This is a genomic window from Sinobaca sp. SA16-1 (assembly GCF_059510515.1).
The window spans coordinates 273,306-296,056 of sequence record NZ_JCAKFL010000001.1 but is presented as its reverse complement, the minus strand read 5'-3'; the positions used below and the strand labels follow the sequence as shown (position 1 = coordinate 296,056).

The following is a 22,751-nucleotide window of genomic DNA, read 5'->3' as shown; positions in this document are numbered from 1 at the left end:
TAGAGGAATACGGAGAAGCGATAATTTATGAATATATTAATTCTAACTTCAATATATCCACAGCCAGATGATGAGAAGAATATAGGAGTTACTCCTGTAGTAAAATACTTTGCTGAAGAGTGGGCATTGTTAGGGCACAAAGTAATAGTGATTCATAATTCTAGTAAATATCCTAAATTATTATATCTTCTTCCAAATAATATATTGAAAATGATTAACTCTAAATTTGGAATTATTATTCCGAATATAGAGCAAAGTAAAAGACTAAAATATATTTCCAAAGGTGTTACTGTTTTTAGAATTCCAATGGATAAATCAATTCCTAAAAAGAAATATTCTGAAATCCAAGTAAAAAGTCAGTATAAGAAAATTGTTAATCTATTGAGAGAAGAAAATTTTTCACCCGATTTGATAGTTGGCCATTGGGAAACTCCACAATTAGATCTCTTACCAAAACTAAAAGTGAAATATAGGGCCAAGAATGCTTTAATTTTTCATGCACTAGTTTATATCAATCAATCAAAATATAAAAAATGGGCAAAGCAAAATATTGAATTTATTGATCGAATAGGTGCTAGATCTGAGAAGATCTCTAAAGATACACAAAGGCTTCTTGCACTAAAAAAACAACCTTTTATTTGTCACTCTGGTATTCCTAAAGATTATATGAACTATAAAAAAAATGAATTTCATATAAAAGTAAATAACTCATTTCTATATGTTGGAAGATTAATTGAAAGAAAAAAAGTTGATACGTCCATAAAAGCATTGAGTAATGTTTTTAAAAATGAATATTTCTCATTTAATGTAATTGGGAAAGGTGCTCAAGAAAATTCTCTGATTTCATTATCTAAAAATTTAAATTTAAGTAATAGAGTGAATTTTTTAGGATATAAACAAAGAGAAGACGTTCTTATTGATATGAAAAGTACTGAAGTTTTTATAATGATTAGTGAGCAAGAAACTTTTGGACTAGTTTATTTAGAAGCAATGTCTCAAGGGTGTCTCGTAATAGCCTCTAATGGGGGTGGAATGCAGAATATTATTGTGGATGGTGAGAACGGCTTTTTGTGTGAAGAAGGAAATGAAGAAATGTTAACTAATCTATGTAATAAAATCAAAGCCTTATCACATAATAAAAAACAAGAGATTTCTAACAATGCAATAAATACCGCAAGAAAATTTTCTGATAGAGAAATGGCAATTGAATATTTGAATCATATTAAATAAATAACTAAGAAAATATAGAAAAGTAGGTGTGAAAATGTACGCTATAATTCAAAAAGATGATTATAAATCTAGAATGTTAGCTAAGCATATGAATGAAGAGATAGAGTTGCTTCCTGTAAAAGGGTCACCAATGAAACTTCCAATATATTTCATTCTTCAATATCTAAAACGAAGATCAAGACCTAAAGCTGTTATTATTCGTTATTTAAATGATTATGAGTCTATTGCTAAATCGATAATTAGACTTTTTACAGATTTGTTAACAGTCACATTAACAAAAATATTTAGAGTGAAATTAATTTGGATTTGTCACAATGTAGATAAAGAGTCTGAAGAATACTTTCCTAAACTTACTGGAATAAGAAGAAAAATAATAAGTGAAGCTTCTTATAAAATTATGGTCACAGATAAACTATTAATAAAACATGCAAAAGAACATTTTAAAATAGAGCTAAAAAAAATAGATTACATTACTTTTGGAAAACCATTAAATAATGATATAAAAAAAGACAATATTCTTGAAAAGAAGATAGAAGCATTCGTAAAAAATGATAAAAATAGTATAGTAGGATTGGCAATTGGAAATCCTAATAAGAAAGTATTACATCCTTTTTTTACTAATAAATTGATTGAGAAAGCAAAAATAGTAGGAATAGATATAAAGATTATTCTCGGAGGACCTTTAAAAAAATTCTTAAAAGAATCTAATGAAAAAGAATATATTAAACTAAAAGAAAATCCAAATGTACTATTAATAGAAGAAAAAGTAGATATTGATGAAAGCTCAATATCTAATTATATTGATTTTTATTGGCGAGTTTATGATGATTTTTCAGTTCCGTATACTATTTATAATGCTGTTCATTTAAAAAAACCTTTACTAACAATGGATTATGGTTTTTTAAATGAAGCGGTGAAATTTTATAAAATTGGGGAAGTATTGGATAATGATATGGAGTCCCTTATTGATAAACTTAATATGTTAACTAATAAAAAAGATATTTATTTTAAAAAATTTATTGAAACTCACAATTGGAAAATAGGTGCAAATAATCTTTTAAATGTTATCAAATAATTATACGTTCAATGAATTTTGAATGAATAAAATACATTAGAATGAGTTTGTAGAAAATAAAGAGGTATGATATGGAAAATTACTTTACTTATCGAAGTCATATTTTTTTTATGGCATTAGTATTTAATTTATTTGCTTTTGCCTTAAATGGAAGTGATTTAGGTTTGCCCGATTTCATTACTTTTAATAGAATAGGTATGATATTTTTATTTTTATCGTTATTTCTATATGCTAAATCATTTTATTTATCTAAAGAAATTTTGTTAGTGTTCATTTCCATTTTTCTAGTAACCATTTTAGGTTTATTATCCATGTTTTTTTCACCAATACAGCACGCTACTTCTTTTACTCCTATACTTAATTTTTTCTTTGCTGCACTTATCGTTTTTAGTGTATTTAACATTTTAAAAAATTATACATTAAAAGATTTATCGCTTCTTATAAAATATCTATTTATTACATCATTGATATTTTCTTTTATATTTTATGTCTATTTTTTCAATATAACATTTAACATGGGAATAGAAAATAATTGGGGAATTCGTAATGCGCTAAATAATAATATATCCGTAGGAATGTCTCGAGTTTTTAATGGTTTATTTATTGTAACAGCAGTGAACATTGGGATTTTAGTTTTCATCAAACAAAAAATTCATTATAGAGTATTTGGATATATGAATGTTTTTCTATTTGTTATAGCTATCCTAATAAGCGGATCTAGACAGAGTTTATTAGCTTTTATAGCTTTTATATCGTTATTAGTAATTTTTATGTTTTTAACTAAAAAAATAAATTTCAAATTATTTTTTTCAATATGTATTATAGGTATAATTTTTTTCTTATTCTATCAAGTCTACTCTTCAAGTTCTATGTTTTATTGGATAGAGAGGCGTTTTTTAGAAGATACAGAAAACCAATTCAGTGGAGATTATTCCCGTCTTCAAATTATATCTTCAGGATTAGAAATTATCGAAAACAATATAATTTTAGGAATGGGACCAGGTACATTTACGTACTTTAGTTTTAATAACATGAATTCACATAATGGGTATTTAAACTTATTAGTCACTTTTGGTCCAATATCTTTGATTATAGTTATTATGACGATTTTAATTATAATTTTTTCTACAATTATTAGAATATGTAGAAAAAAATATGCAGAGATATCAATTATTTTTGCATCTCTATTTATATCTTTTTCTTTAATTTCAATAAATTTTAATGATCTATTGTATGATCCGATTTTTTGGTTTATTGTTCCTTTTTTATTTTTAGACTTTAAAAATAAAACTAAAAATTGATTCTAGATTAAAAGGAGGAAAAAATGGGAGAATCCACAGTTTTTTCTATTAGTACTATTTATCACTTAATGATTAGTAAATTTTATATTAGTAATTATGATATAAAGAACCCAATAATAATATGTTATTCGATTAATTCAACTATAATAAAGCTATTAAAAGAAGATGAAACTTTCACTGAAGTAATTATTATTAAGAGAGACTCTAGAAATAAATTAAGTCAAATTTTAAAAATGAAAAGAATGCAAATGAATCTAAAATATTCTTTTAAAAAGCATCAAGCTAAACATCTAATAGTTTTTAAAGACAATGATATTCATAATCAAACGGTTATTGATACATTCAAAAAAAAGGAAGGGAAAGTAACATTAATAGAAGAAGGATTAGGTCTATATAATGAGTTAAATGTTAATTATAAAAAACAAGATTTAATTAAGAGAATATTTTTTTTCTATCCTAAGTATATTATAAATTCTCAAGGCAATAATCCAAAAGTTGATGAGATCTTAGCTAATTCTCCATCCATGTTGCCAAAATCAAAAATAATAGATAAAAATATATTTGAGCTAAAGTTTGATAATATTAACAACGAAGATTTAATGAGAATGTTTGATTATTTCAATGTGTTTAATGAATATGAGAATGATTTTAAAAATAACAAGTTTACACTATTATATATAGGACAACCTTTTTCAGAATTTAATTTATTATCGAAACATGAGGAAGAACAACTTTTGACCAACATCTTTAAAACCTTAAATCAAGAAGGTAATATAAATGTTATTATAAAGGCACATCCAAGCGAATGTATTTCAAAATATAATACTTTTTTAAAAATGGATTTTGTGAAATTATTTCCAATGAAATATATACCAGCTGAACTACTTCCAGCAAAAATCGACATCGATTTAGTGCTAACTGTACATTCTTCTTCTTGTTTTTATATCAAAAAATGGTACGAGATTAGCTCTTTATCATTGTATAAAATAGTATTTCAGAATGATAGAAATAGCCAATTAGAAGATAAGATTAAAAATATGTACAAAATGAAAATATTAAACAATTTGACTGATTTAAAAAAAATAGTTAAATAAGTGAAAAATGTTTTTATAAAACAAAAAATGGAGGAATAAATATGAAAAAAGCATTGGTTACAGGCGCAGACGGTTTTATAGGTTCACATTTAACTGAAGAGTTAGTTAGGAGAGGCTATCAAGTTAAAGCATTTGTTTATTATAATTCATTTAATTCATGGGGATGGTTAGATAATTCTCCTAAGGAAATCATTGATCAAGTCGAAATATTTTCAGGAGACGTAAGAGATCCGTTTGGAGTGAAAGAAGCAATGAAGGACTGCGATGTAGTTTATCATTTAGCTGCTTTGATTGCTATTCCTTATTCATATCATTCGCCGGCCACTTATATTGATACAAATATTAATGGGACATTAAATGTGGTTCAGGCTGCGAGAGAACTTGGAGTTTCTAAAGTGGTTCATACTTCTACAAGTGAAGTATACGGAACAGCCCAATATGTTCCTATAAATGAAACCCATCCATTGCAAGGTCAATCTCCATACTCTGCTTCAAAGATTGGTGCTGATCAAATAGCAATGTCCTATTATTTATCTTTTGATACACCGGTAGCGACGATTAGACCTTTTAATACATACGGGCCAAGGCAGTCCGCGAGAGCGGTGATTCCTACCATTATTACTCAATTGGCTAATGATCAACAGGATATAAAGCTTGGAGCTATTCATCCTACTAGAGATTTCAATTACATTAAAGATACAGTCGATGGTTTTATAACAATTGGTGAATCTGATAAATCAGTAGGAGAAACTATTAATATTGGAAGTAACTATGAAATCTCAATTCAAGATACTGCTGAATTGATTGGTGAAGCAATGAATAAAAGTATTAATATAATAACCGATGAAGATCGACTAAGACCTAGTAAAAGTGAAGTAGAACGCTTGTGGGCAGATAACTCTAAAGCGAAAGAACTTTTAAACTGGACTCCAGAATATGGAAGCAGAGAAGGTTTCAAAAGAGGCATTAGAGAAACTGCAGATTGGTTTGCAGAAACTGAAAACCTAAAAAAATATAAAGCAGATGTGTATAATATATGAGTATTTCAGCTAATCAAGTAATGGATGCTATGAAAAAAGTTCTGCCTCAAAAAGATAGTTTTATTCCTTTACATGAACCTTCTTTCCAAGGTAATGAATGGAAATATGTAAAAGAAACAATTGATTCTACTTTTGTATCTTCTGTTGGGAAATTTGTAGATCAATTCGAAATAGAACTAGCAGCATTTGTAGGTGTTAGAAGAGCAGTAGCAGTGGTGAATGGTACTGCAGCTCTTCAAATAGCATTAAAGCTTGTAGGAGTGAAGCCGGAAGACGAAATATTAATTCCGAGTTTAACTTTTATAGCAACAGCTAATGCAGTTAGTTATTGTCAAGCTATACCTCACTTTATTGATAGCGAAGAGTCATCTATGGGAGTGGATTCTCATAAATTAAAACAATATTTAGAGAGAATTGCTGTTATTAAAGACAATGAATGTTTTAACAAGTCTACGGGTCGTCGTATAAAAGCGATTGTACCTATGCATGTTTTTGGTCATCCAGTTGATATGGACTCTTTATCAAATGTAACTAGAGAATTTCATATCGATATTGTAGAAGATGCTGCAGAATCACTAGGTTCTTATTACAAAGGGCAACATACTGGCTCATTTGGAAAAGTCTCTGCTATTAGTTTTAACGGTAATAAGATCATGACAACTGGAGGAGGAGGAGCTATTCTTACTGATAGTGATGAATTAGCAGATATGGCTAAGCATATTACTACTACAGCAAAGGTACCCCATAAATGGGACTACGTTCATGATCATGTAGGTTATAATTATCGAATGCCTAACATTAATGCGGCTTTAGGTTGTGCCCAGCTTGAAAAGCTTCCAGATTTCTTAAAACAAAAACGTATATTGGCATCTAGGTATTCTGAGGTTTTTAAAGAGGTTCCGGGAATTTCTTTAAAAATAGAACAACCACATACTAGATCTAATTATTGGCTGAATGCGTTGATTTTAGAAGAGAATAATATAAATCTGCGTAATGAAATACTAGATTTAACAAACTCTAATAATCTTATGACTAGGCCGGTTTGGAAGTTAATGAATCATTTACCAATGTTTAAAGATAATCCTTCTATGGATTTATCTTGTGCAGAAAGTCTTGAACAACGAATAATTAACATACCTAGTAGTGCTCAATTAATAGAATAAAAAGTGAAATTTTTTCTTAGGAGGGCTGTATTTGAATGTACAAGATTTTTTAATTAGTGAAGAAGCAACCATGCTTGAAGCAATGGCATTATTAGATAAAGTTGCTAAAAAAGTACTTTTTATTGAGAAGAATGGGAAGCTAACAGCTTCAATAACTGATGGTGATATTAGAAGATGGATATTAAAAAAAGGTAATACAGATGCTTTTGTCAAAGAAATTGCTAACTATAAGCCTAAATTTGTTTATGAAAAAGACAAGCAGTATGCTAAACAAAAAATGAAAGAACTTTCTATAGAAGCAGTTCCCATAGTATCTAATGAAGATAAGATATTATCAGTAGTTTTATGGAATGATGAAATAAAAGATAGAAATAAGCTTGATATTCCCGTAGTTATGATGGCAGGTGGGTTTGGAACTCGTTTATATCCTTATACTAGAATTCTCCCTAAACCTTTAATACCCATAGGAGATATTCCAATTGCTGAGCATATTATAAATCGTTTTCATGAAATGGGAAGTACCAAATTTCATCTAATAGTTAACCATAAAAAAAATATGATTAAAGCTTACTTTAATGAAATTGATAAAGGATATAACGTTAACTATGCAGATGAAAATGTACCTCTTGGAACCGGGGGAGGACTAAGTTTATTAAAAGAACAAATTAATACAACGTTTATGTTAACAAATTGCGATATTTTAATTGAAGAGGACTACAAAAAAATTTATGACTATCATATAAAAGAAAAAAATTTAGTTACGATGGTCTGCTCTTTAAAAAATGTAAAAATACCTTATGGAGTTATAGAGACTGGTAAAGATGGCGAAATAGTTGCTATGAAAGAAAAGCCGGAGTTTTCGTTTTTTACCAACACAGGAATGTATGTAGTAGAACCCAAAGTTATTCAAGAATTGGAAGAAAACGTGTCGGTAGGCTTTCCAGACATTATTGAAAAATATCAAAAAAATGGAGAAAAAATTGGCTTTTTTCCTATTAGTGAGCATGCCTGGATGGATATGGGCCAAGTTGATGAAATGGAGAAAATGCGGTTGAGGCTTGAAAATAGTGAGTCGTAAATTGTTGTTGATAGGCGGAGGCGGCCATTGTAAGTCTGTATTAGATAGTATTCAAGAAAATAATAAATTTAGTGAAATAGGCATAATTGATAAAGAAAATATTGTTGGATCTTATTTGCTTAATACTCCTTTTTTAGGAACAGATGAAGATTTAACTATGCTTTTCAATAAAGGATTTAGAGAAGCTTTTCTAACACTAGGGAGTGTTGGCGACCCCTCTATCCGCGTCAAATTAACTGATAAGCTAAAAAGAATTGGTTTTTCTACTCCGAATATAATAGATCCTTCAGCAGTAGTCTCTTCACACACTTTACTGGCTGATGGAATATTTGTTGGAAAAAATGCTGTAATAAATACTGGAGCAAAAATTGGAGAAGGTGCAATAGTTAATTCATCGGTAACTATTGAACATGACTGTGAAATAGGGAAATTTGTTCATGTAGCTCCTGGTACAGTAGTTTGTGGGGGAGTTAAAATAAACAATCATTCTCATATTGGTGCAAACAGTGTTGTAAAACAACAGCTTAATATAGGTGAAAATGTAATCATTGGAATGGGCAGTGTGGTATTAAAATCTTTTTCTGCAAATAAAATTGCGTATGGAAATCCATGTAAGGAGGTTGAATAATGAGCGTTTTTATTATAGCTGAAGCTGGGGTTAACCATAATGGCAGTGTCTCTACAGCTAAAAAGCTAGTGGATGAAGCAAAAAGGTCTGGAGCCGACTGTATAAAGTTTCAAACATTCGTTGCTGGAAACCTTGCATCTAAAAAAGCAAAAAAAGCAAAATATCAATCAAACCAAGGGGGAAATGATAGTCAATTAGAAATGCTGTTAACTTTGGAATTGAGCTTTGAAGAATTTATCGAAATACATAACTATTGTAATGAAAGAGAAATTATATTCTTATCTACAGGTTTTGATTTTGATAGCATTGAATTTTTAGAAAAAATGGACATGCCTTTATGGAAAATCCCTTCAGGAGAATTAACAAATCTTCCTTATTTAGTTAAAATAGCTTCTTTAAAAAAGCCAATAGTTCTATCTACAGGGATGGCTACTTTAGAAGAAATCAATGCTTCTTTAAAAGTTCTTAGAGATAATGGGGCTTATGATATTACATTGTTACACTGTACTACAGAATATCCAACTCCTTATGAAGAAGTCAATCTTAAAGCGATGAATACATTAAAGGAGCAATTTGATGTGTCTGTAGGGTATTCTGATCACACGATGGGAATCGAAATACCGACAGCGGCTGTTGCTATGGGTGCTGTTATTATTGAAAAACATTTTACGCTTGATCGTTTGATGGAGGGACCGGATCATAAAGCTAGTTTAGAACCTAATGAGCTAAAAAGTATGGTTCAAGCTATTAGAAATGTGGAGAAGTCTATTGGAGATGGGATAAAAAAACCAACTTTTTCTGAATTGAAAAATATAAAAGTAGCAAGGAAAAGTATAGTTGCTAAAAAAGATATCCATAAAGGAGAAAAGCTAACTGAGAATAACTTAACTGTAAAACGTCCTGGAGATGGAATAAGCCCAATGAGGTGGTATGACATCTTAGGAACAGAAGCAAAAAAAGATTTTGAAGAAGATGAGATGATTTTCGAATGATAAAACTCTGTGTTTTAACGGCTACCAGAGCTGAGTATGGTTTATTAAAACCACTTTTAACAAGATTAGCAGAAGATGACCAAGTCGAACTATCTATCGTTGTTACAGGCGCACATTTGTCTCCTGAATTTGGCCTGACATATAAGAATATCGAAGAAGATGGGTTTCATATTACTAAGAAAATTGAAATTTTATTGAGTACTGATACACCTTCCTCTATTTCGAAATCTATGGGTTTGGCAACAATTAGTTTTGGAGAATTTTTTTCTGATGTGCCTTTTGATCTGCTTGTAGTTTTAGGAGACCGTTATGAGACACTTGCTGTTTGTATTGCTGCAATGAACCAGAGGTTACCGATTGCACATCTTTATGGAGGGGAAACTACTGAAGGAGCTATCGATGAATCCATTCGTCATGCTATTACAAAACTTAGTTATTTACACTTTACCAGTACCGAGTCTTATAGAAATAGAGTAATACAGTTAGGAGAGAGTCCTGACAGAGCATTTAATGTCGGGGGCCTGGGTGTTGAAAATATTCTTAGTCAAAACTTAATGACTAAAGGAGATCTTTCCGAATCTATAGGTTTTAATCTGGATGACCCTTATGCTATGGTGACTTTTCATCCTGTTACATTAGAAGGTACCAGCGCAGAAGATCAATTTCAGCAGCTTTTAAATGCATGTGATAAATATCCAAAAATAAATTTTATTTTTACAAAAGCGAATGCGGACACAGAAGGACGTATTATTAATAAAATGATTGATGAATACGTGAATTCAAAAGAAAATAGTATAGCTTTTTACTCGTTAGGTTTACTAAGGTATTTAAGTGCATTAAAATATTCCTCTTTCGTTATGGGTAATTCTTCTAGTGGAATACTAGAAGCACCCAGCTTTGGAATACCTACAATCAATATTGGTGATCGACAAAAAGGAAGAATTCAAGCAAGCAGCGTGATTAATTGTCTCCCCTTATCTAAGGATATAGAATATGCAATAGAGAAAGCAGTAGAAGAGGATTGGAAAGTCGAATATAAAAAAGTGATAAATCCTTACGAAGGTAAATCTACTTCTTTTAAGATTGTACAAACGATCAAAAGTATATTTTTTAATAAAAAGGTTGATTTGAAAAAGTCTTTTTATGACCTGGAGGAGTGAAAAAGTGCGTTCACTAGCTATAATTCCGGCAAGAAAAGGATCTAAAGGATTAAAAGATAAAAATATACGCCTATTAAATGGGAAGCCGCTCATAGCATATACTATTGAAGCTGCTATTGGTTCTAATCAATTTGATAAAGTAATGGTTTCAACTGATTCTTCCAGTTACGCAGAGGTAGCACATGAGTTTGGTGCTGAAGTTCCTTTTTTAAGAAAAGAAAATTCTTCAACGGATACAGCTTCTTCCTGGGATGTAGTTAAAGAAGTCCTAACTCAATATCAAAAAAATAATGAAGAGTTTGACACGGTGACATTACTACAGCCAACTTCGCCGTTAAGGTCAGAATTAGATATAAACCAAGCGTTTAGACTAATGGAAGAAAAAAATGCCAGAAGTATTATCTCAGTTTGCGAATTGGAACATCCACTCGAATTATCAAATGATCTACTCAATGATTTATCGATGAACGGATTTATAAAGGAAAATCGCCCAAGCAATAGGCGGCAAGACTTGAAAAAAACCTATCGCTTAAATGGAGCAATTTACATTACGTACGTTAAGGATCTTTTAGACAATAATTCTTTGTATAATGAATATTCGTATGCATATATTATGCCTAGAGATCGATCTATTGATATAGATGAAGAATTGGACTTTAAGCTTGCGGAGCTTCTAATAGATAGATAGGGAGCAGACGTCTATGCTGAATAAATTAAAAAAAAATAAATTTCTAAAGAATTCTATTCTATATACAATTGGTGGAATGATGACACCTATGATTGGTTTTGTTATGCTGCCGATTTATACAAACTATCTGTCACCAGCAGAATATGGTACTATGACAACAATTTTAACATTAGTAGGTATGTTTCAAGTAGTTTTATTATTATCGTTACATGGAGCAGTAACAAGGTTTTATTACGACTATCTAGATGATAAAGAAGAACAGAAAAAATATTTAGGATCTATTTTTATTTTTGTTATTATATTTGCTACTTTAATTTCTATAATATTACTATTGTTTTATAAACAAATTGGAAATCTTTTATTTGATTCTATTCCTTTAAATCCTTACTATTTTTATTTGATTGGACTGTCATGGTGTAGTGCAATAATTGCCTTACCTATGGCTTTGTTTAGAGCGCAAGAAAAAGCAGGAGCCTTTGTTTCAGCTAATATAATTAAGGCATTAATAATTATGTTTTTGAGCATCTATTTTATTGTATTTAGAGGAATGGGCGCTGAAAGTGCAATATTATCACAGTTAATTGTGACTACTATAGTAATGATTATACTAATAATTAAACAATCTAGTCATCTTTCATTAAGCTTAAAAAAAGATTTTATTGTTTATAGTTTATTATTTAGTCTTCCTTTATTGCCTCATGTAGCAAGTGGTTGGATTATCCAATCATCAGATAGAATTATTTTGGAGAAGTTTGTAACTTTAGAAGAATTAGGTATTTATGGACTAGCTGTACAAGTTTCTATGGTATTAGCATTATTCTATACCAGTATAAATAACGCATTTTCTCCAAAGTATACTTTGTTAAGAAAAGAAAATAAAAATAAAGAAGCCGAACAATTATTAAAAAAATTCGGATTAATTGTTCTAATTGTTGGTCTATTATCAATACCTATTGCTATGTTAGGGGCTTCGTTGTTATCAAGCAATGCTTATAATAGCGCAATCTGGTTGATTCCTTATTTAATACTTGCTCAAATGCTAAGAGGTTTTTATTTTTTACCTGTAGCTAAACTTTTTTACAATAAAAAAACACGGCCTATAGCATTTAGCAGTTCGATAGCAGCAATAGTAAACGTAATAATAAACTTCATTTTAATCCCAATAATAGGTATATATGGAGCTGTTATATCAACTATTTGTGCAGAGTTAATTAGAATGCTATTGATTTATAACGCTAGTCGGTTAATTGATTAATAATTAAATTATATTTAGTTTTTTTATGAATAAACATGGAGGGTTGCTTTTTGAATATATTAGTTACTGGTGCAGCTGGATTTATAGGTATGCATTTATCAAAACGTCTATTAGAATTAGGAAATAAAGTAATTGGTTATGATAATTTAAATGATTATTATGATGTAAATTTAAAATATAATCGATTAAAAGTATTATATCCATATGACTCTTTTACTTTTTATAAAGCTGACTTGATCAATGGTGATTACTTATCTAAAACAATAAAAAACGAAAAAATAGAGGTTGTAATAAATTTAGCTGCACAAGCAGGTGTTCGTTATAGTTTAGAAAACCCTCAGGCCTATATTGACTCAAATATAAAAGGTTTTCTAAATGTGTTAGAAGCATCTAAAGACAATAATATAAAGCATTTGATTTATGCTTCATCTAGCTCAGTTTACGGTGCAAATACAAAAATGCCATTTTCTACTTTAGATGAAGTAAATCATCCGGTAAGTCTATATGCTGCGACAAAAAAATCTAATGAATTAATGGCTCACACGTACAGTCATTTATATAGTCTACCTACTACTGGTTTGAGGTTCTTCACTGTATATGGGCCATTTGGCAGACCAGATATGGCTTATTATTCTTTTACTAAAAACATTATAAATAACAAAAAAATAAAAATTTTTAATAATGGGGAAATGATGAGAGATTTTACGTATATAGATGATATAACAAATGGGATAGTTGAATTACTTGCTTTACCACCTATATCTAACAATAAATGGGATAGAAATCAACCAAAAGCTAATTCTAGTTATGCACCTTATAAAATATATAATATGGGCAATAATAAACCTGTAAAATTAATGGACTTTGTCGAAACATTAGAAAAACATATAGGGAAAAAAGGTCGTAAAGAATTTCTACCCATGCAAAATGGAGATGTACAGGAGACATTTGCAGACATATTGGATTTAAAAAATTTAATTGGTTTTGAACCGAATACTTCTATAGATGATGGATTATATGAATTTGTAAAATGGTATCAAAATAATAATTAAATGTATAACTCGATAAAAGGTTTTCAAATTTAATCTAAACACTTCAAATTGAAAATTATGGTATAATAATCACTAGTTTGAAATTATAATTTTTTTGGTTAATAAAGTATTTTCGTATTATTAATGTCTATATTATATTTAAAAATCATGGAGGTAAAAACTTTGGAAACATTCAGTTTAGAAGAAGTAGTAAAAATTATTAAGAAAAGATTTTTTCTTATTCTTGTAATATGTCTAGGAGCATTAATTTTAAGCGCTATTTTCACATTTTTTATTTCAACACCTAAATATCAAGCAACTACACAAATCCTTGTAAATCAAACTCAAGAATCTAGTCAGCCTATAACAGCTAATGAATTACAATCTAACGTAGAATTAATAAATACATACAATGTTATTATGACAAGCCCCATTATTTTAGAGGAAGTAATAGAGGAAAGTGGTCTAGGAGTTTCTTTTAGTGAACTTGAATCAAAAATTAATGTATCTGCTGAAGGAGAATCGCAAGTGGTGACATTAGCAGTAGAAGATGAAAATCCATCCACGGCTAGTGAGTTAGCTAATACCATTGCCAATGTATTTGAAGAAGAAATTATAAACATTATGAATATCGATAATGTTAGCGTGTTATCAGATGCTCAAGATCCTAGCACTATGTCCCCTATTTCACCCCAACCACTAATGAATTTAACAATATCTTTAATATTAGGACTGATGTTAAGCTTGATTATAGTTTTCGTTTTAGAGCTTTTGGACAAATCTATAAAGACAGAAGAAGATGTAGAAAAAAGTTTAGGTTTACCTATTTTAGGGAGTATTCCATTTATTGAACAAAATTCAAATGTTGATAACTCATCAAAAGAAAGTAACTTGCATAAAAACGTAGAAACTAGAAGGAAGTCTAGAAAGACTTCATGAATAATTAAAGCGAAACTAACTATCAAAAAGTATAGTTAGTTTCTATTTTTAAATCTTATAATAAAATATATAACTAATAAGTTATAGATAGGAGGAGATTAAGTTATGAATTATGCTAAAAGATTGTTGTTACTAATGAGTGTAGACACTGTTATTGTAATGTGTTCAATATTTATCAGTAGCTATCTTTTATATAATAATGACTATATAAATTCGAGTATTATTATTATCAGCTCTATTTTTTTAATAATTACTCATCATGTATTTGCGCATTTTTTTAAACTATATAAAAAAGTATGGCAGTATGCAAGTGTTAATGAGCTAACCGAAATATTTAAAGCAGTTAGTTTTTCTATACTAATTACAGCTGTAATGCAAATAATTGTGTTTAGTTCTTTGCAAGTTAGAACATTAATTGTTACTTGGATGTTACATATTTTACTATTAGGAGCTTCACGATTTGCATGGCGTATTTTTAGAGACCATTATATATCTCCAAAAAACACTGCAGAAAAGAAAAAAACTTTACTAATAGGAGCTGGTAGTGCTGGTCGAATGGTCGTCCGCCAAATCACTATGAGCGGCTCTGGAAGTGAATTGAATCCAGTGGCTTTTGTTGATGATGATATTAAAAAAATGAGTTTAGAGATATTAGGAGTTCCTGTAGTAGGTCGAGTAAAAGACATAGAGGAAATTGTGCAGGAATATGAAATTGAACATATTGTTATTGCCATTCCTTCTTTGCAACGTGGAGAAGTACAAAAAATCTATCAAGAATGTCAGAAAACCAAAGTACATACGCAAATTATGCCGATGATGGAGGATATCCTAAACGGGAGAGTATCTGTCAGCCAATTTCGCGAAGTACAGATTGAAGATCTGCTCGGTCGTGAAACGGTAGAGCTCGATACGTCCAGTGTTTCCAGCTATGTAGCCTATAAAACAGTCATGGTTACAGGGGCTGGTGGGTCCATCGGTTCGGAGATCTGCAGACAGGTTGTCAAATTTCACCCGGAGAAGATTATTTTGCTTGGCCATGGTGAAAACAGCATCTACGATATTGAAATGGACTTGCGTCAGCGTGATCTTTCCTGCGAGATCGTTACGGAAATCTCTGATATTAAAGACAAAGTAAAAATTGATGTGATTATGAAACGTCATCAGCCGGATGTGATATTCCACGCAGCTGCTCATAAGCACGTGCCATTGATGGAACGTAATCCGGAAGAAGCGGTCAAAAACAATGTAGTCGGTACGAAAAATGTGGCGGAAGTTGCATCTGACAACAACGTTAAAACATTTGTGATGATATCCAGTGATAAAGCGGTTAATCCTACAAGCGTGATGGGAGCGACCAAGCGTGTTGCCGAGATGGTTGTGCAGCATATGGATACAATCAGTAAGACAAACTTTGTTTCTGTTCGTTTCGGCAATGTACTAGGCAGCCGTGGCAGCGTCGTCCCTCTTTTCAAAAAACAGATTCAACAGGGGGGTCCGGTTACGGTAACCGATCCAAAAATGACGCGATACTTTATGACGATTCCGGAAGCTTCCCGCCTGGTTATTCAGGCTGGCGCTCTGGCCAAAGGCGGCGAAATCTTCGTGCTCGATATGGGTGAGCCCGTTAATATTACCGATCTGGCAAAGAATGTTATAGAGTTATCCGGCCATACCGTAGAAGAAATTGGTATCAAATATACAGGGATGCGGCCTGGTGAAAAAATGTATGAAGAGCTTCTTGGAGATGAAGAAGTTCACAGCGATCAGGTGTATCCACAAATTTATGTTGGAAAAACGCTCCCTGTCGATGTAAACTTAATTACAGAGTTGATTGGCAACGTAAATTCTCCGGACAAAGATTCATTAAAAGCTCATATTTTTGATACAGCAGATTTACGTAGACGAACCGTGACGAAAGTGAATTTTTAACAATTAAAAGGGGAAGGGGGCTGCTGCTTTCCTTCTCTTTTTCTTCTTTACCGAAAAAAGAGATAAAGGGGTTATTTTATAATGAAGATATCAGTTATTGGAACAGGCTATGTCGGTCTTGTATCCGGCGTTGCCCTTTCCGAAGTCGGGCACCATGTGACGTGTCTGGATATTAACGAAGAGAAAGTCGCTCAGCTGCTGCGCGGCGAATCTCCGATCTATGAGCCGGGCATTGAAGAAATGATGAAACGCAATATTAAAAGCGAACATCTGCATTTTACAACGGACTACAAGGAGGCCTGCGAAGGAGCGGATGCTCTATACATAGCAGTTGGTACACCAGAAAAAGAAGACGGCACAGCGGATCTTCGTTTTGTTAAAGCTGTTGTTGATTCCGTCGCCGCACACCTTACGGATGCGATTACCGCGGTTATTAAAAGTACCGTGCCAGTTGGTACAAACGATTGGGTGCAGTCGCTTTTTGACACACAGGCTGACGTGATGGTTAACGTTGTTTCCAACCCCGAGTTCTTAAGAGAAGGTTCAGCGATTCACGATACGTTTTACGGCGACCGTATTATTATCGGTGCTGATAACGAAGAAGCGGGCGATGTGGTCGCAGCTATTAACAAGTCATTTGATATTCCGATCTTCCGGACGGACCGCCGCAGCGCAGAAATGATTAAGTACGCGGCCAATGCCTTTTTAGCCACAAAGATCAGCTATATTAACGAAATCTCGAATATGTGTGACATTATGAATGCGAGCGTGGAAGACGTGGCTAAAGGAATGGGAATGGATAAGCGGATCGGCTCCGGCTTCCTGAATGCCGGTATCGGCTACGGCGGTTCCTGCTTCCCGAAAGACACCTCAGCGCTGTTAAAACAGGCAGAAGCCCAGGGCATGCCATTTCCATTGATGCGTGCGGTTATTGATACAAACGCCGACCAGCAGCTCAAGCTGATTGATAAAGCAGAAGACCGTTTTGGCAGCTTGAAAGGAAAGAAAATTGCCGTGCTTGGTCTTTCGTTTAAGCCGAACACCGATGATATGCGTGCAGCTCCATCCATTCCGGTAACGAGTCGTCTTGTGCTGGATGGTGCTGAAGTAACGGCGTATGATCCGATTGCAATGGATGCTGCAAAGCACGTGCTTCCTAAAGCGATTACGTATGCAGACAGCGTACGAGAGTGTATCCAGGACGCAGAAGTGATCTTCATACTGACCGAATGGAAAGAGATTTTATCAGATCTGCTTTCGCTTATTCAGGAAAACAATAAAAAAGTAGTGTTGTTTGACGGCAGAAACAGCTACGGCTACGAGGAATTAAAAGGCATCGACCTTATAGAATACTATTCGATCGGCCGTCCGTTGTTGACGAGCCAGTTGGAAAAAGTAAGCTACTAAACGACTAAAAGACCTGACGAGACCACTCGTCAGGTCTTTTTTTTAGCTGATATGCCTGCTTTTATGGACAAAGGAGAAATGGCGTTCGTTGTGGTAAAAGGCTTTTTGGTAGTAGTGGGCACGTTCGCTTTCAGTTTTGCTTTTATTCGCCAGTTGGAGGAAATGGTTGCTGGAGTAGTTGTGGTATTTGATGTATGCGTTATCTTTTATTTTGGTGAACACGCGGACACCTCTTTCTTATAAAGGATAAACTGTTCGTTAACGAGAATTACTATTAGTATACACGCATTTTTGTAAAATAAAACCTTTGATAACTAAAATAATAACGCTTTTTTATTTTACTCATGTAACGCGTTGATAAACGAAAATATTTTATCCCTTTTTAACAGTATTTTCCTTTTACTGTCTTTAAATTTGGTCATTTAGTCATAACAGACGGATTGATTGTAGATGAGACTTTTCTATGGTAAGCTGTTCAACACTAGAGAACAAATTGAATAAAGGGAGATTACTACACATGATTGATTCTGAATTTTCTGATAAAAATCCTGTGTCTTTGACCGAGCGGCAGAAGCGATTAAAAGAAACTTTGTCCCAGCCGTTTTCTGATCAGGCGGTGTATCATTCCGGCGTTGGTTCTATCGTCTATACCATCGCGTATGAAGATCATACCGTGTACATTAACGATACGAGATACGCCTATATAGATATTGCATCTATACAACGTCTGGCTTCTATTGATTCACTCCTGTACGATCTGGAGCTTGCCGGGTATTCTCCGGTTATACTATATCCGGAACTCTCAGAGGCATTATTAACGCACGAGACGCCGTTCTACCGGCTCGTCCGGAAAGGGTGCCTCGGTATGGTCAGCGCATCGTCCATTCTTGGCCATAACCCGGAAAAAGCCCAGATGATCGCACTCAACTTGATACGGGGCAACCTCGCCCATTTCATCGGCTCTCCGGTTGACGAGTCGAGAGAAGACGATATCGAAGCGGCCTACGCGAAAGTAGAAAGCAAAATAGATACGACGGCCGCGGAGACACTCCGTAATAACCGGACGCGCGTGATCGCAGATGATGATGTTGAAGTCGATTTCCCGGTGAAGATGGATTACATGAAAAAGCCGAAGCGGCGTTTTTTTAATTGATAGCTCAAGGTAATAGGAATCAGAAGCCCGGCAGCGCAGCTGCTGGGCTTTTTCTTTTGGAAGAATACTAGTTGGAGCAGTAGGAAGAACGGGAAAAATCATGTAGTATTATAGGCAGCAGAGCAAGTTTGGAGAAAGGATGAAGACAATGGATACGCCGTACATAAAGGTAAAAGAACACATAGTAAAAGACAATATCGCCCGGATGCAGCAGATGGCGGATCAAAACGGGGTGCAGCTGCGGCCGCATATAAAAACCCACAAAATCCCGATGATTGCCCACTGGCAGCTGGACGCCGGGGCGGTTGGCATTACCACCGCTAAAATCTCGGAAGCAGAAGTCATGGTAGAGGCAGGAATTACGAATATCTTTATTGCGTATCCGATTGTTACGAAGAAAAAAGTGCAGCGCTTATTGGAGCTGCATCAAAAATGTACGCTTGTTGTAGGGGTGGACAGTCTGGAAGGGGCCAGGCTTTTATCCAACATGGCGGGGGAAGCCCATCAAACGCTACACGTGCGTCTGGAAGTCGATACCGGCCTGAAGCGCACCGGCATAAGAAAAGAACAGCTCACCGATACAGCAAAGGCAATCGCTGCGCTGCCTTCGCTTGTGATCAAAGGCATGTATACGTTCAAAGGACCGGTCCTGGAGAATAAGCCAACGTTGGATATACGGGGCGCAGGGCTGGAAGAAGGAAAGCGGTTGATCGAGTATAAAAACGAGCTGTTCCAGGAAGAGATCGGTCTGGGTGTGATCAGCGCCGGATCTTCTCCAACGGCGGCTTCCGTCGCCGAAGTGGACGGGATCGATGAAATACGCCCGGGAACGTATGTGTTTAATGATGCGATGCAGGTAAAATTAGGATTATGCAAGGAAACGCAGTGTGCGGCAACCGTGGTGGTGACGGTCGTCAGTACGCCGGATGACACCACACTCGTCATTGATGGCGGCAGCAAGACGTTCGCCACAGACGTGCAGCCGAATACAGCGCCGCTGTTTCTGGCCGGATTTGGAAAAGTGGTCGGGTATGAAGACGCTGTACTTGAGCGCATGAATGAAGAGCACGGCATCATAGGAATACCGTCCGGCCATGGACTTCGTGTCGGCGATCAGCTGGAAATCGTTCCGAATCATATTTGCAGCACGGTAAATCTGCATAATGAGCTGTATCTGCTGAGAGAAAATCAGGAGATGGAAGCAGTGCCTGTAGCAGCACGCGGTCGTTTACAGTAGGAGGCCGCACAAAAAAACTCCCTGTTCTATAAAAGAACAGGGAGGTCGTGAAGATCGTGCACGTAAAGTGAAACGTGTATCACGGGGGTGATAGTTCATACTATTACCATTATAGGTAATATTAAAACATCTTTTTGTGATTGATTATGATACCCCTTCCAATGATGTTTCTGGAATCAGGTTTCTCCCGGGTAACTAGGGGGAATAATAAAGTAATTGTTTTTAAATCACATCGTACGTTTTTTGCTTATTTCCCCACCCAAGTCTAACAAAGAGGATGGATGCATGATGATAGATTCGGAATCTTCTCATACACATGCTGCATTAACGGAAAGGCAGAAACGGTTACAGGAAACGCTCGAAAAGCCGCTGTCCGCGGAAGCGTCGTACCATGCCGGAATTGGAACCCCCGTCTACCAGGTGAAATTTGAGGACTATACGGTGTATGTGAATGAAACGAGATATGCGTATATCGATATGGCAGCAATAGAAATGGTCTCGAGTATGGAGAGCGTGCTGTATGACCTGGAACTGGCCGGGTACTATCCGGTGATTATGTATCCGGAGCTGGCCGAGGCGCTGCTGAACCATGAAAACCCGTTTTACCGTCTTGTCCGCAAAGGCTGCCTTGGCATGGTGAGCGCGGCATCGATTGTCGGTCGGAACCGCAGCCAAACCCAGATGATTGCAATGAATATGATCCGCGGCAATCTGGCTCATTTTATTCACGGCCCGGCTGAACGGCAGGGGGAGCTCGAAGAAGCATATGCGAAAGTGGAAAGCCGGATCGGGAAAGAAGCGGCCGAGTCGCTGCGGCAGAACCGCGAGCGGGTGATGGCCGATGACCACGTAGAAGTCGACCTCCCCGACAAGATCGATTATATGAAAAAACGGAAATGGCGTTTTTTTGGGTTAAACAACCAGTGAGACGCAAAAAGCAGCCTGTGAGACGGCTGCTTTTTTTTAGATAGGGCTTTAGCTTTGTCCCGGCGCACGATAAAATAAAAGAAACGTACATAGACCCAGGAGGAGAGACGGATGAAACGAATTGCAATTGATATGGATGAAGTCATGGCTGACCTTATCCCCAAACATTTAAAGCTCTACAATGAGAACTTCGGGGAAGCGCTAACGTTGGACGACCTGCACGGTCAAAAGCTGCGGGAAGTCCGCCCCCATGCGGTGGAAGAGCTGCGCGGCTACCTGAGTGACCCCGGCTTCTTCCGCGACCTTGAGGTGATGGAAGGCGCCCAGGACGTTATCCGGGAACTGCATGAAGACCACGAGGTGTTTATTACGACCGCGGCGATGGAGTTTCCGACCTCGTTTAATGCCAAGTACGAATGGCTTAAAGAACACTTCCCTTTTTTAAACGACCTGAACTTTGTGTTCTGCGGCGATAAAGGCATCATTAACGCCGATTATCTGATTGACGACAACGCCCGCCACTTCAAACGCTTTGAAGGCACCGGGCTGCTGTTTACTTCGCCACACAACGTGCATGTTACCGGCTACGAGCGGGTGGACAGCTGGGGAGATGTAAGGGAGTATTTTTTGGATATTAATTTTTAAATAAAGCCGATCTCGCGCAGAGAGATCGGCTTTTTATAATTAAAATAAAAAGAACTGGATTAATTAATTGTGTTCTAGTATACTAGTATACAAGTTGGAGGTGAAAGAATGCAGACATCAGTTGGAAGCAATGCGTACAGCGTCATCAAAGAACAAATTATTAATCTGGAGCTGAAGCCGGGAGAAAAAATTTCAGAAAGTGAATTAGGATCAAGACTTGATGTTAGTCGAACGCCGATAAGAGAAGCATTCAAGCGTCTGGCCCAGGAAGGGTTAATCGATATTTATCCCCAACGAGGTTCTTTTGTTTCACAGATTGATGAAAGTTATGTAGAAGAAGGACGTTTCATGAGGGAACATATGGAGCTGGCTGTCATTGAACTTGCCTGCCGGAACATTCCGGATCATTACTTAGTAGATTTGGAAGAAAGTATATTACTGCAGGAAAAAAGCGTAGAAACTAAAAACTATAAACGGTTGTTTCAACTGGATGAGTATTTTCACCAAGTATTTTTCCTGGGATGTGACAAAGAAAGAACGTGGACAGCAGTACAGAACATGATGGCCAACTTAAATAGAACAAGAATGCTAAGTCTGGCTTCTGAATTCAATTGGGAAATGATTGTCCGGCAGCATAAACAGATTTTAGAGGCAGTCAAAAAAAAAGATGCAGATAAAGCGAAAGCGATAATGAAAGAACATTTAACTATGGTTAATGTGGATATTGCTAATTTAAAAAAGCAGTATGGGCCTTATTTTAAAAATAAGTAATCTATTCT

At 34.8% G+C, this 22,751-nt stretch carries 22 protein-coding genes; all 22 read left to right on the top strand.

From position 1 onward, the window contains the following. Positions 1–27: 27 nt before the first annotated feature. The 22 genes from AC5W2J_RS01380 (at position 28) to AC5W2J_RS01275 (ending at position 22,743) form a co-directional block, all read left to right on the top strand. On the top strand, positions 28–1,230 hold the full coding sequence (locus AC5W2J_RS01380) for a glycosyltransferase (protein ID WP_496057690.1): 1,203 nt from the start codon (positions 28–30) through the stop codon (positions 1,228–1,230). Positions 1,231–1,264: 34 nt separating this feature from the next. Next, on the top strand, positions 1,265–2,305 hold the full coding sequence (locus AC5W2J_RS01375) for a hypothetical protein (RefSeq protein WP_496057689.1): 1,041 nt from the start codon (positions 1,265–1,267) through the stop codon (positions 2,303–2,305). Between the two features lie 71 nt (positions 2,306–2,376). Then, positions 2,377–3,606, top strand: coding sequence for an O-antigen ligase family protein (locus tag AC5W2J_RS01370; RefSeq protein ID WP_496057688.1), 1,230 nt, complete (start codon positions 2,377–2,379; stop codon positions 3,604–3,606). A gap of 23 nt (positions 3,607–3,629) precedes the next feature. Beyond that, positions 3,630–4,700: a polysialyltransferase family glycosyltransferase gene (locus AC5W2J_RS01365; RefSeq protein ID WP_496057687.1), complete on the top strand. Its 1,071-nt coding sequence runs from the start codon at positions 3,630–3,632 to the stop codon at positions 4,698–4,700. A gap of 41 nt (positions 4,701–4,741) precedes the next feature. Then, entirely contained in the window at positions 4,742–5,740 is a 999-nt protein-coding gene (locus AC5W2J_RS01360; RefSeq protein WP_496057686.1) for an NAD-dependent 4,6-dehydratase LegB, read from the top strand. Then, positions 5,737–6,903 carry a LegC family aminotransferase gene (locus AC5W2J_RS01355; protein ID WP_496057685.1) on the top strand — a complete coding sequence of 389 codons (1,167 nt, stop codon included), beginning with the start codon at positions 5,737–5,739 and terminating at the stop codon, positions 6,901–6,903. Before AC5W2J_RS01360 ends, AC5W2J_RS01355 begins: the two co-directional genes overlap by 4 nt. A gap of 31 nt (positions 6,904–6,934) precedes the next feature. Further along, a complete protein-coding gene (locus AC5W2J_RS01350) occupies positions 6,935–7,981 on the top strand; it encodes a sugar phosphate nucleotidyltransferase (RefSeq protein ID WP_496057684.1) in 1,047 nt (348 codons plus the stop codon). Further along, positions 7,971–8,609: an acetyltransferase gene (locus tag AC5W2J_RS01345; RefSeq protein ID WP_496057683.1), complete on the top strand. Its 639-nt coding sequence runs from the start codon at positions 7,971–7,973 to the stop codon at positions 8,607–8,609. The genes AC5W2J_RS01350 and AC5W2J_RS01345 overlap by 11 nt, the downstream gene beginning before the upstream one ends. Continuing rightward, positions 8,609–9,601: an N-acetylneuraminate synthase gene (gene neuB / locus AC5W2J_RS01340; protein ID WP_496057682.1), complete on the top strand. Its 993-nt coding sequence runs from the start codon at positions 8,609–8,611 to the stop codon at positions 9,599–9,601. The genes AC5W2J_RS01345 and neuB overlap by 1 nt, the downstream gene beginning before the upstream one ends. After that, positions 9,598–10,761, top strand: a complete 1,164-nt coding sequence (neuC, locus tag AC5W2J_RS01335) for a UDP-N-acetylglucosamine 2-epimerase (protein ID WP_496057681.1) — start codon at positions 9,598–9,600, stop codon at positions 10,759–10,761. The genes neuB and neuC overlap by 4 nt, the downstream gene beginning before the upstream one ends. A gap of 4 nt (positions 10,762–10,765) precedes the next feature. Continuing rightward, positions 10,766–11,449: an acylneuraminate cytidylyltransferase family protein gene (locus AC5W2J_RS01330; RefSeq protein WP_496057680.1), complete on the top strand. Its 684-nt coding sequence runs from the start codon at positions 10,766–10,768 to the stop codon at positions 11,447–11,449. Between the two features lie 13 nt (positions 11,450–11,462). After that, positions 11,463–12,704: a lipopolysaccharide biosynthesis protein gene (locus AC5W2J_RS01325; RefSeq protein WP_496057679.1), complete on the top strand. Its 1,242-nt coding sequence runs from the start codon at positions 11,463–11,465 to the stop codon at positions 12,702–12,704. A 50-nt stretch (positions 12,705–12,754) separates the two neighbouring features. Continuing rightward, a complete protein-coding gene (locus tag AC5W2J_RS01320) occupies positions 12,755–13,756 on the top strand; it encodes an NAD-dependent epimerase (protein WP_496057678.1) in 1,002 nt (333 codons plus the stop codon). 162 nt (positions 13,757–13,918) lie between these two features. After that, positions 13,919–14,674, top strand: a complete 756-nt coding sequence (locus AC5W2J_RS01315; RefSeq protein ID WP_496057677.1) for a YveK family protein — start codon at positions 13,919–13,921, stop codon at positions 14,672–14,674. Positions 14,675–14,779: 105 nt separating this feature from the next. After that, on the top strand, positions 14,780–16,603 hold the full coding sequence (locus AC5W2J_RS01310) for a polysaccharide biosynthesis protein (RefSeq protein WP_496057676.1): 1,824 nt from the start codon (positions 14,780–14,782) through the stop codon (positions 16,601–16,603). Positions 16,604–16,684: 81 nt separating this feature from the next. Further along, positions 16,685–18,010: a UDP-glucose dehydrogenase family protein gene (locus AC5W2J_RS01305; RefSeq protein ID WP_496057675.1), complete on the top strand. Its 1,326-nt coding sequence runs from the start codon at positions 16,685–16,687 to the stop codon at positions 18,008–18,010. A gap of 78 nt (positions 18,011–18,088) precedes the next feature. Beyond that, a complete protein-coding gene (locus AC5W2J_RS01300) occupies positions 18,089–18,253 on the top strand; it encodes a hypothetical protein (protein ID WP_496057674.1) in 165 nt (54 codons plus the stop codon). A 274-nt stretch (positions 18,254–18,527) separates the two neighbouring features. After that, a complete protein-coding gene (locus tag AC5W2J_RS01295; protein ID WP_496057673.1) occupies positions 18,528–19,163 on the top strand; it encodes a CpsB/CapC family capsule biosynthesis tyrosine phosphatase in 636 nt (211 codons plus the stop codon). Positions 19,164–19,311: 148 nt separating this feature from the next. After that, the gene (locus AC5W2J_RS01290) at positions 19,312–20,400 is read left to right on the top strand and encodes an alanine racemase (protein ID WP_496057672.1); all 1,089 of its coding nucleotides are present in this window, start codon (positions 19,312–19,314) and stop codon (positions 20,398–20,400) included. Positions 20,401–20,688: 288 nt separating this feature from the next. Then, the gene (locus AC5W2J_RS01285) at positions 20,689–21,327 is read left to right on the top strand and encodes a CpsB/CapC family capsule biosynthesis tyrosine phosphatase (RefSeq protein WP_496057671.1); all 639 of its coding nucleotides are present in this window, start codon (positions 20,689–20,691) and stop codon (positions 21,325–21,327) included. A gap of 111 nt (positions 21,328–21,438) precedes the next feature. Then, complete coding sequence (locus tag AC5W2J_RS01280) at positions 21,439–21,972, top strand: 5' nucleotidase, NT5C type (RefSeq protein WP_496057670.1); 534 nt, start codon at positions 21,439–21,441, stop codon at positions 21,970–21,972. A 108-nt stretch (positions 21,973–22,080) separates the two neighbouring features. Beyond that, positions 22,081–22,743 carry a GntR family transcriptional regulator gene (locus tag AC5W2J_RS01275; protein WP_496057669.1) on the top strand — a complete coding sequence of 221 codons (663 nt, stop codon included), beginning with the start codon at positions 22,081–22,083 and terminating at the stop codon, positions 22,741–22,743. The last annotated feature ends 8 nt before the right edge of the window (positions 22,744–22,751 follow it).